The sequence below is a fragment of the Flavobacterium sp. B167r genome (assembly GCF_056824315.1).
In genome coordinates this window covers 4,648,317-4,661,498 of sequence record NZ_CP124859.1, presented here as the reverse complement: position 1 = coordinate 4,661,498, position 13,182 = coordinate 4,648,317, and the positions used below count along the sequence as shown (strand labels likewise).

Annotated in this window: 15 protein-coding genes; 12 read left to right on the top strand and 3 right to left on the bottom strand. The window is 35.2% G+C overall.

The window, feature by feature from the left end; all coding sequences use genetic code 11:
* Nucleotides 1–25: 25 nt before the first annotated feature.
* Entirely contained in the window at nucleotides 26–880 is an 855-nt protein-coding gene (locus QLQ96_RS20370) for a helix-turn-helix domain-containing protein (protein ID WP_482492920.1), read from the top strand.
* A 165-nt stretch (nucleotides 881–1,045) separates the two neighbouring features.
* A complete protein-coding gene (locus tag QLQ96_RS20365; protein ID WP_482492918.1) occupies nucleotides 1,046–1,540 on the top strand; it encodes a hypothetical protein in 495 nt (164 codons plus the stop codon).
* A 124-nt stretch (nucleotides 1,541–1,664) separates the two neighbouring features.
* Here the strand turns inward: QLQ96_RS20365 and QLQ96_RS20360 are convergent, their stop codons facing one another.
* Both QLQ96_RS20360 and QLQ96_RS20355 read right to left on the bottom strand, forming a co-directional pair.
* Nucleotides 1,665–1,988, bottom strand: a complete 324-nt coding sequence (locus QLQ96_RS20360; RefSeq protein ID WP_482492917.1) for a nuclear transport factor 2 family protein — start codon at nucleotides 1,986–1,988, stop codon at nucleotides 1,665–1,667.
* A gap of 20 nt (nucleotides 1,989–2,008) precedes the next feature.
* Complete coding sequence (locus tag QLQ96_RS20355; RefSeq protein WP_482492915.1) at nucleotides 2,009–2,791, bottom strand: SDR family oxidoreductase; 783 nt, start codon at nucleotides 2,789–2,791, stop codon at nucleotides 2,009–2,011.
* A 133-nt stretch (nucleotides 2,792–2,924) separates the two neighbouring features.
* On the opposite strand from QLQ96_RS20355, the gene QLQ96_RS20350 reads away from it, so the two are divergent.
* From QLQ96_RS20350 to QLQ96_RS20335, 4 genes are all read left to right on the top strand, one after another.
* On the top strand, nucleotides 2,925–3,290 hold the full coding sequence (locus QLQ96_RS20350; protein WP_482492914.1) for a winged helix-turn-helix transcriptional regulator: 366 nt from the start codon (nucleotides 2,925–2,927) through the stop codon (nucleotides 3,288–3,290).
* 609 nt (nucleotides 3,291–3,899) lie between these two features.
* Entirely contained in the window at nucleotides 3,900–4,937 is a 1,038-nt protein-coding gene (locus QLQ96_RS20345; protein WP_482492912.1) for an SDR family NAD(P)-dependent oxidoreductase, read from the top strand.
* A 134-nt stretch (nucleotides 4,938–5,071) separates the two neighbouring features.
* A complete protein-coding gene (locus tag QLQ96_RS20340; protein WP_482492911.1) occupies nucleotides 5,072–5,827 on the top strand; it encodes a helix-turn-helix domain-containing protein in 756 nt (251 codons plus the stop codon).
* Nucleotides 5,828–6,592: 765 nt separating this feature from the next.
* Nucleotides 6,593–7,621, top strand: coding sequence for a rod shape-determining protein (locus tag QLQ96_RS20335; RefSeq protein WP_482492910.1), 1,029 nt, complete (start codon nucleotides 6,593–6,595; stop codon nucleotides 7,619–7,621).
* Nucleotides 7,622–7,690: 69 nt separating this feature from the next.
* Here the strand turns inward: QLQ96_RS20335 and QLQ96_RS20330 are convergent, their stop codons facing one another.
* A complete protein-coding gene (locus tag QLQ96_RS20330; protein ID WP_482492908.1) occupies nucleotides 7,691–8,239 on the bottom strand; it encodes a TetR/AcrR family transcriptional regulator in 549 nt (182 codons plus the stop codon).
* Nucleotides 8,240–8,455: 216 nt separating this feature from the next.
* Here QLQ96_RS20330 and QLQ96_RS20325 point away from each other — a divergent pair, with 216 nt between their 5' ends.
* From QLQ96_RS20325 to QLQ96_RS20300, 6 genes are all read left to right on the top strand, one after another.
* On the top strand, nucleotides 8,456–9,520 hold the full coding sequence (locus QLQ96_RS20325; protein WP_482492907.1) for an NAD-dependent epimerase/dehydratase family protein: 1,065 nt from the start codon (nucleotides 8,456–8,458) through the stop codon (nucleotides 9,518–9,520).
* 12 nt (nucleotides 9,521–9,532) lie between these two features.
* The gene (locus QLQ96_RS20320) at nucleotides 9,533–9,958 is read left to right on the top strand and encodes a DUF2141 domain-containing protein (protein WP_482492905.1); all 426 of its coding nucleotides are present in this window, start codon (nucleotides 9,533–9,535) and stop codon (nucleotides 9,956–9,958) included.
* 229 nt (nucleotides 9,959–10,187) lie between these two features.
* On the top strand, nucleotides 10,188–10,820 hold the full coding sequence (locus QLQ96_RS20315) for an NAD(P)H-dependent oxidoreductase (protein ID WP_482492903.1): 633 nt from the start codon (nucleotides 10,188–10,190) through the stop codon (nucleotides 10,818–10,820).
* Nucleotides 10,821–10,848: 28 nt separating this feature from the next.
* A complete protein-coding gene (locus QLQ96_RS20310) occupies nucleotides 10,849–11,283 on the top strand; it encodes a MarR family winged helix-turn-helix transcriptional regulator (RefSeq protein WP_482492901.1) in 435 nt (144 codons plus the stop codon).
* Nucleotide 11,284: 1 nt separating this feature from the next.
* A complete protein-coding gene (locus QLQ96_RS20305) occupies nucleotides 11,285–11,707 on the top strand; it encodes an organic hydroperoxide resistance protein (protein ID WP_482492899.1) in 423 nt (140 codons plus the stop codon).
* Between the two features lie 374 nt (nucleotides 11,708–12,081).
* A complete protein-coding gene (locus QLQ96_RS20300; RefSeq protein ID WP_482492898.1) occupies nucleotides 12,082–12,996 on the top strand; it encodes an NAD(P)/FAD-dependent oxidoreductase in 915 nt (304 codons plus the stop codon).
* Nucleotides 12,997–13,182 lie beyond the last annotated feature (186 nt).

Genomic DNA, 13,182 nt, shown 5'->3' with positions numbered 1-13,182 from the left:
AGAGTAGGGAAGAGAATAGGAAGTTATGATAAACAACTATAAAAAATATGAACTGTATGGCAAGACACTGATTCAGAAGATTGAATTGGTGTCGCCGTTTAAATTTGACTTTCCGGTAGCGGAACAGGCTTGCTTTTTATACGTCAAAGAAGGAGAGGCTGATTATCAGTCTAATGGCTGGAAGCTTAGTATTGTGGCCAATTATTCGCTGCTACTAAATTGCATAAAATCTGGGAAGAGGCTTTACAACTCAAAACCAGAGAGCAATTGTGAAATTGTCATCGTAACGTTTTATCCTGAGATACTAAAAAAAATATACGACAGGGAACTTCCGTCCCTTCTTCAAAAACCTAAGAATGCAATATCGAATAAGTCAGGCGAGAAGATAAATAATGATTTTTTAATTCAAAAGTACATTGAGGGGCTGCTGTTTTATTTTGAAAATCCATCTCTGGTCAACGAAGATATTTTGGTGCTTAAAGTAAAAGAAATTATACTTCTGCTGTCTCAAACTCAAAATTCAGAATCCATGCAGCTTATATTATCGCAGCTTTTTTCTTCTGTGGCTTATACTTTTAGACAAATAATTGAGGCAAACTTATTTTCGCAGCTCACAATTGAAGAGCTGGCGCAGCAAAGTAATCTGAGCTTGTCATCATTTAAACGCGAATTTGCAAAAGCATATCAGGATACTCCAGCCAATTACATTAAAACAAAAAAGCTAGAGAAAGCGGCTGAATTGCTTAGGGTTTCCGATCAGCGCATTACCGAAATAGCTTTTGATTGCGGATTTAATGATCTGGCAAATTTCACCAAGAGTTTTACTGTGAAATACACTATCAGTCCCACAAATTACCGACATAGATTCAGAAACCTGTAATTATAGACATTTTTTTTTAACGTTTTAAGCATTCTTAAGATTTATTTGAGGGATGCTTTTTTTGTGGACTAGATAGCCAAATAATTGGACTGTTTGGCCAAAACATTCCTCTTGATCTGTCGGAATTTTGTCATGTATTTTCAAACAAATTTAAAACATAAAAAAATGGGATTATCAAGTTTAGGAATTTTTCACACAATAATAGGTATTGCGGCAATTGTGGCAGCAGCAGCAGATTTTATCAGATACGGTAAAATCAATTTGAATGCATTATCGGGCAAAATATATTTTTACGCAACAATCGCTGCCTGCCTAACTTCATTAGGAATCTCCAAACACGGCGGATTTAATCCTGGACATGCCTTTTCTATTTTTATAATCTTTTTGGTATTGGGAGCCTATTTTCTGAATTCAAAAAGAGAAAATAGCGCGAGAGCGCGCTATTTTGAAAACTTCTGGCTGTCTTTGAGCTTCTTCCTGTCTCTGGTTCCAACGGTTAATGAAACTTTTACCAGAATTCCGTTGGGACATCCGCTGGCGAAAGATATCAAAGATCCTGTAATCGGCAATACGCTCCTTATTTTACTGTTGTTGTTTGCCGCGGGATCTATTTTTCAGTTTAGAACGCAAAAATCCATTAATAGAGCTGCGGAACTGTAAGTCAGGTAGGAGAGCTGTTTTAAGTAATAAAAACCATGGAAAGAAAAAAATGGCTTTTAATTGAAAAGTAATGCTTCATTTTTTTAAGAGAGTGATTGATTTTCTATCGCTCTCTTATCATTATTTATTCCGTTACTTTTAAATGTTGAATTTGCCCATCAGCAATATCAAAATGAAATTTTAATGTAATGGGGCTCCCCGGAAAAGTTCCTGAGCACTCAGCTGTCAAGATGCTTGAAGCATTATTTTCGATATATTCGAGAGGTATCATTACTGATCTGTATTTTTTGTTTGATTCGTCGATCCAATGCTGTATATCCCGTCTTCCGTTATGCGTTCTGCCTTCGTCATATACCACGGCGGTTTCGGAAAAGCAGTCAGCATAAGCAATGCTGTCAAAGCTGTTCTGTGCATTGACTAGATTTCCTATAAGTTTCGGTAAGTTCATGCTATAGTTTTTAAAGATTATTAAATCGTCGGTACTGTGCCTCCGTCAATTACAAATTCAGTTCCTGTCAGATAGCCGGCTCTTGGAGAAACAAGGAAACCGACTAGTTCAGCCACTTCTTCAGGTTCGGCAGGTCTGCCGTAAGGTATTCCGCCCAACGCATGCATGACGCCTTGTTGCGCTTCTTCCACTGTACTGCTTGCGTTTCTTGCAATCTCACCTAGCCAATCTTTCGATGCAGATGTATTAATCCACCCCGGAGAAACAGTTAGCACGCGCACACCTTTTGAAGATACTTCTTTAGAGAGGCCTTTGCTGTAATTGATAAGGCCCGCTTTTGCAGCGGCATACGGGAGAGTAGAATCATGCAAAGGGAGTTTGCCCTGAATAGAAGCTATGTGAATGATAACACCGCTCTTTTGGTTTATCATCTGCGGTAAAAATCCCCTGTCAAGTCGAATAGGAGCAAGGAGATTCGTCTGAAAGGTCGATTCCCAGTCTTCGTCGGAAAGCACGCTAAAGCCTCCTGCTGGCGTTGATGAGGAGCCGAGGTTGTTCACTAGAATATCCAGTTTTCCGAAAGCCGACAGCACTTCGTCGATGACTTCTTTAGTTCCTTCCGCTTTGCTTAAATCCGAAGCTATGAAATGCATATTGGCGTTTTCTTTTTCCGGTGTGTTTCTTGCGGTAATGATAACTGTTGCCCCAGCCTGCAGCAGTCTTTCTGCAATTGCCTTTCCAGCTCCTTTTGTGCCTCCTGTTACTAACACAATTTTGCCTGATAATTCATTTTGATAATTCATCTTATATAGTTTTTTAAATTTCGTAGTACAAATCTCGGAAGTATGTTAGTTCTTGACAAGTACGGAGTTACGATTCAGATAGGGATGAATTATTCCCTATTGCACAGATTAGTATATATGTTAATTTTGCAATATGTATGAAAGAAAAACAATCCCGAACTTAAACTGTGGTCTTGATCTAATTGGTGAAGTACTTTATGGTAAATGGAAGATACGGTTGCTTTGGTTTATTGATCAAGGGCATAAAAGACCAAGTGAACTGCAACGTAAAATACCTGATGCTTCACGAAGGGTTTTAAATATTCAGCTGAAGGAATTAGAAGAACACGAACTCGTTTCAAAGATTATATATCCTGTTGTGCCTCCTAAAGTTGAATACAGTTTGACAGATTTTGGAAAAACATTAATTCCGGTAATTTCAGCTATTGGTAATTGGGGAGATGAGCATGAGGCACGTTTACGAACCTTGATTTTGAAACGTTTGGAGTCAAGCCAATGATTTGTTTGCATCCCGCTGATGTACAATGCATTTTGCGAAAAAAAAACAAAAAAGAAATAAAAATAAGAGCTTCAGATTTTGCATGCAGTTCTTGCAAATACAGTTTCGAAACTAACTTTTTTAGTGTATGAATTTTACGGATTGATACTTTTAAAACGCCAATATATCATGATTATGCCACAAAACTTTATTTATATGATATAAATTAAAGCGTTTATTTTTATGGATGTCAGGTTTTTATGATACTAATGATTTATCCCAAATATAAGTCTGAATTGTAGAATTGCTTGCTCTAGCTTAGAAATGTAGATTTAAATTTTAGCCAAGTCAAATTTCTAATTGAAAAATTAATCATAAGATTCTTTTTGTGTATTACGACGGTAGAATTAATTACAATCAGCTTTTTTAATCAGTAAAAAGGCTAAATAGTATATTTGTAAACTGTATTGAATAAGCAGTATTATAAAACTTAAACACTTGATTATTAATCTTAAAGCACTTGTGTGTTCTTAATAGCGCTGGTCTCTAAAACAAAGTTATTCGGACCTTAAAACAAAACTGAGTCAAACAACGCATTCTATCTTTGTCTTAATAAAAACTTTAATAAAGATGGAACAAATTAATTACAATGGAGCATTACAAAAACCAATAGGTTCAGGCTTCAATGCAAAATCGACAACAAAAGATGTCATCAAGGGTATAGACCTAACTGGTAAGACAGCAATAGTAACTGGTGGCGACGGCGGTCTTGGTTTAGAAATTACTAAAGCATTAACTTCAGCGGGAGCCACTGTATTAGTTCTTTCTAGGGATTCAGAAAAAGCTAAACAAAATTTAGAAGGGATTACAAATGTAGAAACAGATACATTGAATCTAACAGATCCTAAGTCGATTGACACGTTTGCAGAGAACTTTTTGGCATCGGGAAGACCTCTTGATATCCTTATTAACAACGCGGGGGTAATGTGGACACCTTTGCAGCGTGATGAACGTGGTTATGAAGGACAATTTTCGACAAATCATTTAGGCCATTTTCATCTAACAGCCAGACTTTGGGATGCTTTAAAAAAAGCAAATGGCGCAAGGGTCGTGACGGTTTCCTCTTCATCACACCATTATTCACCAGTTCTTTTTGATGATGTAAACTATACTGCAAGAGAGTACGATAAATTTGAAGCTTATGGTCAGTCTAAAACTGCAAATGTGCTTTTTACGGTAGAATTGGATAAAAAAGCGAAACCATTTGGTGTAAGAGCCTATGTTCTGCATCCTGGTTTGATTCTGGAAACCAATCTGGGCAGGCATTTAGCGTTTGATGATTTTGTTACATTGGGTATTTTACATGCTGATGGCACACCAAATCTTGAAGCTGAAGCTGCGATGAAAAACATACAAAAAACAAAAGAACAGGGAGCTGCTACAACAGTGTGGGCTGCAACAAGTCCTCAACTGGAAAACATTGGAGGGGTGTATCTAGAAGACGTCGAGATAGCTCAGTACGACGAAGCCAATTATGAAAATATTGCTGCTGCCTATAGAAACCCCGGCGGATTTGGAGGTGTTGCACCATTTGCCCTGAAGGCGGAATCGGCACAAAAACTTTGGGCAATAAGCGAAGAATTGACTCAGGTAAAATTTGATATTTAATAGTAGGAGGAAATAAGATTCATTTAGCTGAATCTTATTTCTTTTTTTAACTTTACATGATGGCAACAAGACAGATCAATAATTACGCAGAGATTGTTTTCACCTGCAGCGGGTCAACTCATAAGAATACAGAAATGATTGCGGAAGAACATTGTATTGTTCGAGTAATTTCAGGTGAATTAAAAGTTATTCAATCAAATAAAACATATCTTTTAGGATCGGGTGATACTCTTTTGTTTCCTAGGAATCAACTATCTACATTGATTAAATCTGATAAAGACGGCTTGCCTTATAGAGCAATTATAGTAAAACTGACTCAGGAAGTTTTAATGACATTTTACGAACAAAAGAAACTGCAAACCACTTTGGTTTCTAAAAATGATTGTGTCATGCCATTACCACGAAATCCTTTGCTTGATAGTTTTTTTGCTTCGATATTGCCATATTTTGACCTAAACTACAAATTGCCACAAGAACTTTCCCAATTGAAAATTCAGGAAGCAATTACCGTTTTAAGCTCCTTGGATAAGGATATCGATAATATCTTATCTGACTTTTCTGAGCCGCATAAAATCAACCTTGTTGAATTTATGGAGCGAAATTATATGTTTAATATGCCTTTAGAAAAATTTGGGTACCTGACTGGGCGAAGCCTAACCACCTTTAAGAGAGATTTTAAAAAAGCATACAATACTACACCACAAAAATGGATCACCCAAAAACGACTCGAACTGGCATATTTCCAATTAGCAAAAAAGAACAGAAAACCTATTGACGTCTATTACGAAGTGGGTTTTGAAAATTTATCTCATTTCTCATATGCATTCAAAAAACAATTTGGTAAGAGTCCTACAGCATTTTTAAATAAAACTAGCAACACATCCAATTAGATCTATAAAATATTTTGGCTGTAATGATCTATGCATTTCCATTAATGTTGATATTTAACTCATCTACTCAAACCTAACTACGCAGACTGAAATAAATCAATTCATGTTTTCGGTCGAACAACAATTGATTAGGTGTAGATGAATATTGTATTTATCAAAAAAATCAATTGAATTGAAGAATTAAAGGAAGAGTTTCAGTGGCTGAATTTCTTCCTTTTTGTTCTATCTGGACATCCGAACTTTTTAGTATACGGTTTTGAACCTTAGCTCATCAGTACTTTATTTTGCTGAGTTTTTAGTTTCCTAAAAATTGGAAGTGCTGCGATTTTGCCATAAAAATAAAACGCCCATTTTTTGTAATGTTTTAATTTTAAGTTATTTGCTTTGTTTTTCGCCTGTGTTCAATTTCGAAATAGTTAAGGATTCATAGTTATCTTGACCAGTGAGAAATGATCAGGAAAAATGGGACACGGTTTTATTTTTGGGAGGACAAATTGATCCCATTTTAAAACATACAAAAGCCAAAGAATTGATGTAACCTTTAATTGAAGAAACAACGACATATTTTGATGATTTAAAAGCCTAAACGAATATAATTTAAATTAAGATTAAAAGATTTTAAACATAGATTAGGTTTATGTTTATAAAGTAAATAAGGCTTTGGAACAGCTGTTTTATGAAATTATTTTAATTGTTTTTGAATTATTTTAAGATTTACTAAAGAATAAATCAATGATGACACCGTTTTTACATTAAAGATATGATATGGGTTTATTTGATTTTATGATAGTGGAAATCGCTATGGATCTTGGAACAGCTAATACATTGATCATTCACGATGGAAAAATTGTTGTGGACAGTCCATCTATTGTAGCAAGGGATATTAGAAACGGAAAAATTATTGCTGTTGGTAAAGAAGCAAGTTTAATGCAGGGCAAGACACATGAGAATATTAAGACGATCCGTCCCCTTAAAGACGGAGTTATTGCTGATTTTGATGCTTCGGAGAAAATGATCAGTTGGTTTATAAAAAATATTCCTGAAATGAAGAAAAATCTTTTCACTCCAGCATTACGAATGGTGGTTTGTATTCCAAGCGGTATTACAGAAGTAGAAATGAGAGCCGTAAAAGAGTCTTGCGAAAGAGTGAATGGAAAAGAAGTTTTTTTAATTCATGAGCCAATGGCGGCAGCTATAGGTATGGGGTTGGATGTAATGCTTCCCAAGGGGAGTTTGGTCGTTGATATTGGAGGAGGAACTACAGAAATTGCGGTTATTGCACTTGGTGGAATCATTTGCGATAAATCCATAAAAATTGCAGGAGACATTTTTACTGGGGATATATTGTATTATATGAGAACACATCATAATCTCTACATCGGAGAGGCTACAGCAGAGCAGATAAAAATTGAGGTGGGATCAGCAATCGAAGTGCTTGAAGATGCGCCAGACGATATGATGGTTCGAGGTAGAGACCTGCTTACAGGCAAGCCGAAGGAAGTACAGGTTACATCTAGAGAAATCGCAAGGGCTTTAGACAAATCAATCCTTAGAATTGAAGATGCCATTATGGTAACTTTGTCAGTAACACCACCAGAACTTGCAGCAGATATTTATAATACAGGATTGTACCTTGCGGGAGGAGGAGCGTTGCTTCGCGGTTTGGATAAAAGAATTTCCCAGAAAACAGATCTGCCAGTTTACATTGCGGAAGATCCATTGAGGGCAGTGGTAAAAGGGACAGGAACTGTTTTAAAAAACATAGCTAAATACAAAAGTGTACTTATAAAATAGAGTTATATCTCAAAGATTTGATTTGCCTAATTTTTATGGCAAAAATGCTATCAGGTACAAAATAACTAACTATAATTTATTGAGTTTGTTTACCAGGTAACTAATCATTTGTGCGATATTTTCGGCGGGAACAGAGAAGTCGTTTTCAATCCAATTTTTAATGACAGCGATACTTCCTTTTTCGCCAAATTGGTAAGCCATTTCTGCAAAAGGTTGTATTTCTGGAGTAAGTTCGATTTGATTTTCCACCGGAAAATTATTTCGAACACTTGCCAGAATCCGTGACAGAATACCGCTTCCATCTGCTTTGGTAAACACAATTTTGCTCATCTGCTTATCATTCTCCAACAATTGGCAGCTGAGCAATATTACATCATCCATATTGGTGCTTTTACGCAAAACAGCCGATAATCTTTCAAAAACATCTTCCTCCATTTCAAGTAGTATATCTAACGGAATAGTATAATGTCGATAAAATGTATTACGGTTGATGTCAGCTGTTTTACAAAGTTCGGTAATGGTAATTTCGCTCAATTCTTTCTCCTGCAGCAAACTGAATAATGCTTCGCGTAATACTATTTTAGTATATCGAATCCTTCTGTCTTTTCTTAAATCCATCACAAATTATTTTATTTATGCTACAAATGTGTTTGTTTATGTTCCGTATTGTACAACGCAGAACAATTTTGAAACAACAAATAAATTTCAGTTTAATAGCTTTACATAGTGATCATAATCAAACACAAAGTTAAATGTAGAACATATTGTATAATAAAAATAGCTTTTTCTTCAATATTTAAGTGAATAAAAAAGGCAGTTTTTAAATTTAAAACAATGGAAAATAAGATATCAAGAAAAAGAATATTACTTACTGGAGCATCTGGAACTGTTGGTTTTGAAACCTTGCAGCATCTAATTCAATTTCCAAATTATGAAATAACCGTTTTTGATGTAAAATCTACAAAAACGGTTAAAAAACTAACTCCTTTCAAATCTCGTGTGGAGATCGTATACGGTGACATCAGCAATAGTCAAGAAGTACTGCAAGTGGCGAAAAATAAAGATGTCGCTATACATTTGGCAGCAATAATTCCGCCACTTGCTGATATAAATCCTGACTTGGCTTATAGCGTCAATGTAAAAGGAACAGAAAATCTTATTCGCGCCTTAGAAGTAAATTCGCCGGATTGTTATTTAATTTTTAGTTCCAGTATTTCAGTTTATGGTGATCGGATGAAGAATCCCCAAATCAGTGTGACTGATATTTTACAGCCCAGTCCGGGTGATCAGTATGGAGAAACCAAGGTATTATGTGAATCGTTAATTCAAAATTCTAAATTAACATGGAGTATTTTTCGCTTGGCGGCGATTATGGGCAATCATAAAATATCCAAATTGATGTTTCACATGCCGTTGGAAACGCCAATGGAAATCTGTACTCCAAAAGATACGGGTAGCGCTTTTGCGAAAGCAATTGATCAACAGAAAAAATTAGAGAAACAGATATTCAATTTAGGAGGAGGAGCTGACTGTGTTATTTCATATAAATCTTTTTTGGACAAAATGTTTGATAAGTTTGGCTTAGGCGAAGCTGATTTTCCACAGAAGGCATTTGCTGAGAAAAATTTTCATTGCGGCATTTTAAAAGACGGTGAAAATTTGGAACATATCTTGGCTTTTCGACAACAAAATTTAAATGATTATTTCGAGATGGTTAGCAATCAAATTTCTCCATTGCAGAAAAAATTCACTTTCCTCTTTAGAAGTCTTATCAAAAGATGGTTGCTTTCACAATCAGAACCTTATCATGCTTATAAAAAAGGCAATTTGAAAGAAATGAATCACTTTTTTAATCAATTGGATGAAAAGAAATTAGAAAAGCTTTATTGTAAATCCTAAGTACTATTATTTATGAAAACTAAAATAATAAGTTTGATAATTCTCGTAACAGTTAATTCAGCAATTTTTGCACAACACAATTTCAGCGTAGAAGTAACCAGTATAGAACCTAGCAGGGGCTATGTTTTTTTTGGATTGTACGATAAGGAGAAAGGTTTTCTTGAAGAGGAGTCGCAAATTGCCACTGCAAAAGTAAAAGCCACTGGAAATAAAGTGGACTATACTTTCAAAAATCTTCCCGATGGCGATTATGCTGTTGCAGTTTACCAAGACCTAAATAGTAATGGAAAGTGTGACCGAAATTTCATTGGTTATCCGACCGAAGGCTTTGGATTTTCTAAAAATTATAAGCCAAAATTCTCTGCTCCTAACTTTAGCGATGTTAAAATTGCGATATATCAATCCACCAAAACCAGCATTGCATTGGTTGGAAAATAAAAAACTTTTTGAATTTGGCTTATTTTTTTATTTAGAAAAGTTGCAATACGCAAAGTTGAATGTCTTTTAATACAATCCCTAGGTATAAAGTGGAATCAATAATTTTGCTCATCTAAAAATATGTTTGCAAAATTAAATTGTGCACAATTTAATAATTTTCTATCTTTGCATTTGTTATTTGATTCAAACATTTTTAAGAGTCAGATTTTTAATTTAAAAATAATAAACTATGTCATTAATAGAAGATTTAAACTGGAGACATGCCGTTAAAGCATATGACTCAACAAAGAAAGTTTCAGAAGAAGATTTAGATAAAATTTTGGAAGCGGCTAGACTGGCGCCGACTTCATCTGGATTGCAGCCTTTCCGTGTGATTGTTGTAGAAGATCAGGAATTGAAAGAGAAGATGGTAAAAGGCGCATTAAATCCGGAAGTTATGAGAGATTGTTCTCATGTATTGGTTTTTGCTGCTTGGGACAGTTATTCTAATGAAAAAATCGATAAAGTTTATGATTATCACACAGATGTAAGAGAATTGCCAAGAGGACGCTTCAGCAGTTATACGGATCAGATTAAGCAAATCTATGGCGCACAAACTCCTGAACAACATTTTGCCCATACAGCAAGACAAACTTATATTGCATTAGGTCTGTCGATGGCTCAGGCTGCCGAACTAAAGATTGATTCTACTCCAGCTGAAGGTTTTAGTAATGAAGTGGTAGACGATATTTTGGGACTTAGAGAATTAGGATTGAAAAGTGTTACGCTTTTATATCTAGGTTACAGTGATACCGAAAAAGACTGGCTTTCTCAAATGAAGAAAGTAAGAATTCCTATGGAGGAATTTATCATTAGAAAATAATTTTCATTCTACTTTTTATAATCTGACTATGGAAAATAACCATCCTCTTCAATTGGGAAACCAGCTTTGTTTTCCTATTTACGTAATTGCTAAGGAAATAATCAGTTTGTACCGACCATTTCTTGATGAACTTGATATTACATACTCGCAGTATCTTGTGATGATGGTACTTTGGGAGAAGGATGAATTGACTGTAAATCAGATTGGCGAAAAACTGTATTTGGATAGTGGGACTTTAACACCCCTTTTGAAGAGACTTGAAGCCAAAGGTTTTATTATCAGAAAAAGAAAAAAAGAAGATGAAAGAGTAGTTGAAATTTTTTTAGCTGATGAAGGAAGAAATTTGCAGCAAAAAGCATGTGAAATTCCATTAAAAATGCAGGAAAAATTAAATTTAACATCAGAAGATTTATTTGAACTTAAAGAAACTGTTCAGAAAATTTTACATAAAATTCAAAAATAAAATGAAAACATTATATACAACAAGCGTTACTGCGAAGGGCGGAAGAAATGGGCATGTAAAAAGTGAAAACGGAATATTGGATCTTGACGTGCGAATGCCAAAAGCTTTAGGCGGAGCCAACGATGATTTCACAAATCCGGAAATGCTTTTTGCAGCAGGATTTTCAGCTTGCTTTGACAGTGCGCTGAATCGCATTATAAGTTTATCAAAAACTAAAACAGGTGAAACTTCAGTAGTTGCAAAAGTAAGCATCGGACAAAATGAAGACGGTGGTTTTGGACTTGCAGTAGAGCTGAATGTGAATATTCCGGAAGTTTCTATTGAAGAAGCGCAGCAATTAACAGAAAAAGCACATCAGATTTGTCCTTATTCAAATGCGACAAGATCTAATATTGAAGTTAAGCTTTCAGTGACAAATAACTAAGATTGATAGTTGTAAAAATTGAATTTGAACAAGCTAGATCTTGTAAAAAGAACTATTATCCGTTATAAACGATTTTATAAACCTCCAAAAATTAGTGAATTTTTGGAGGTTTATATTTTGAATATTTGATTGTGGATCAGGAAGTTTTTTTTTCCTTTTTCTGATATAGTTTGTAATTATTTAAGATAAGAATTAAACTGATCATTTTCAAAGTCGGGGATAAGATGATAGACGTGCCTTTTCATAAACTGGAAAAGCTGAACTGCTGATTCTAAAGTTTTTGGTCTTTTTTACACATTTTACAGCCTTAAACAAAATTGATTTGCATATCTGTTTTATCTTTACCATTAACATCATTTTTAATTTTTGACTAAATGACAGATAACAAAAATTTTGACGTAATCATAATTGGCGGAAGCTATGCAGGACTTTCCGCGGCAATGGCTTTGGGCCGGGCATTAAGAAATGTTCTAATTATCGACAGCGGGCTGCCTTGTAACCGGCAGACGCCCCATTCACATAACTTCATTACGCAGGACGGGGAAAAACCAAGCGTAATTGCAGAGAAAGCAAAAGGACAGGTTTTGAAATACGACACGGTTAAATTCGTAACTGATCTTGCAGTTGATGCAGTAAAAACGCATAAAGGTTTTACGGTTGCCACCCAGTCAGGAAAAATATTTTCAGCTAGAAAACTCGTTTTTGCTACAGGATTAAAAGATAAGATGCTCAACATTAAGGGGTTTTCTGAATGTTGGGGAATTACAGTACTTCATTGTCCCTATTGCCACGGATATGAAGTGAAAAATCAAAAAACAGGAATTTTTGCAAATGGATATGGCGCATTTCATTTAGCTCGGCTCATTAGTAGCTGGACAAAGGACTTGACTATATTTACCAATGGAAAGTCCGAATTAACAAAAGAGCAGGCTGATGAAATCAAAAGGCACAATATTTCAGTTGTTGAAAAGGAAATTACCTCATTGAATCATAAAGACGGAATAGTGGAAGAAATAATTTTTTCTGACAATTCAACCTTTCAGTTAAAAGCAATTTACTCGAGGCCTCCTTTTGAACAGCACTGTAAAATCCCCGAATCACTGGGTTGCCAATTGACCGAACAGGGACTTATCCAAGTAGATGCATTCCAGCAAACAACGGTAGAGGATATATTCGCATGTGGAGACAATACAAATCCTCTTCGTGCTGTATCTTATGCCATATCCACAGGGAACAATACCGGTGTATTTTTAAATAATGCCATGGCAGAAGAAGATTTTTTAAAATGACAAAAAATGCCGTATAAAATAGACATTTTGGAGTTGTGAACGCGCAAATCCGGCACCTGAATGCAGCTTGATTAATAATATGAAATGACTGGATTTGAAGAGTTTGAGGATAACGTAGCCAAGAAAAGGCTGTCAATTAAGACAGCCTTTCAAGACTAATAAAATAAAAAAAATGTATTCGGAAGT

Excerpts from the sequence above, each read along its gene's own strand:
- QLQ96_RS20370 (WP_482492920.1), top strand. The coding sequence starts at position 26 with ATGATAAACAACTATAAAAAATATGAACTGTATGGCAAGACACTGATT.
- QLQ96_RS20365 (WP_482492918.1), top strand. The coding sequence starts at position 1,046 with ATGGGATTATCAAGTTTAGGAATTTTTCACACAATAATAGGTATTGCG.
- QLQ96_RS20360 (WP_482492917.1), bottom strand. The coding sequence starts at position 1,988 with ATGAACTTACCGAAACTTATAGGAAATCTAGTCAATGCACAGAACAGC.
- QLQ96_RS20355 (WP_482492915.1), bottom strand. The coding sequence starts at position 2,791 with ATGAATTATCAAAATGAATTATCAGGCAAAATTGTGTTAGTAACAGGA.
- QLQ96_RS20350 (WP_482492914.1), top strand. The coding sequence starts at position 2,925 with ATGTATGAAAGAAAAACAATCCCGAACTTAAACTGTGGTCTTGATCTA.
- QLQ96_RS20345 (WP_482492912.1), top strand. The coding sequence starts at position 3,900 with ATGGAACAAATTAATTACAATGGAGCATTACAAAAACCAATAGGTTCA.
- QLQ96_RS20340 (WP_482492911.1), top strand. The coding sequence starts at position 5,072 with ATGATTGCGGAAGAACATTGTATTGTTCGAGTAATTTCAGGTGAATTA.
- QLQ96_RS20335 (WP_482492910.1), top strand. The coding sequence starts at position 6,593 with ATGGGTTTATTTGATTTTATGATAGTGGAAATCGCTATGGATCTTGGA.
- QLQ96_RS20330 (WP_482492908.1), bottom strand. The coding sequence starts at position 8,239 with ATGGATTTAAGAAAAGACAGAAGGATTCGATATACTAAAATAGTATTA.
- QLQ96_RS20325 (WP_482492907.1), top strand. The coding sequence starts at position 8,456 with ATGGAAAATAAGATATCAAGAAAAAGAATATTACTTACTGGAGCATCT.
- QLQ96_RS20320 (WP_482492905.1), top strand. The coding sequence starts at position 9,533 with ATGAAAACTAAAATAATAAGTTTGATAATTCTCGTAACAGTTAATTCA.
- QLQ96_RS20315 (WP_482492903.1), top strand. The coding sequence starts at position 10,188 with ATGTCATTAATAGAAGATTTAAACTGGAGACATGCCGTTAAAGCATAT.
- QLQ96_RS20310 (WP_482492901.1), top strand. The coding sequence starts at position 10,849 with ATGGAAAATAACCATCCTCTTCAATTGGGAAACCAGCTTTGTTTTCCT.
- QLQ96_RS20305 (WP_482492899.1), top strand. The coding sequence starts at position 11,285 with ATGAAAACATTATATACAACAAGCGTTACTGCGAAGGGCGGAAGAAAT.
- QLQ96_RS20300 (WP_482492898.1), top strand. The coding sequence starts at position 12,082 with ATGACAGATAACAAAAATTTTGACGTAATCATAATTGGCGGAAGCTAT.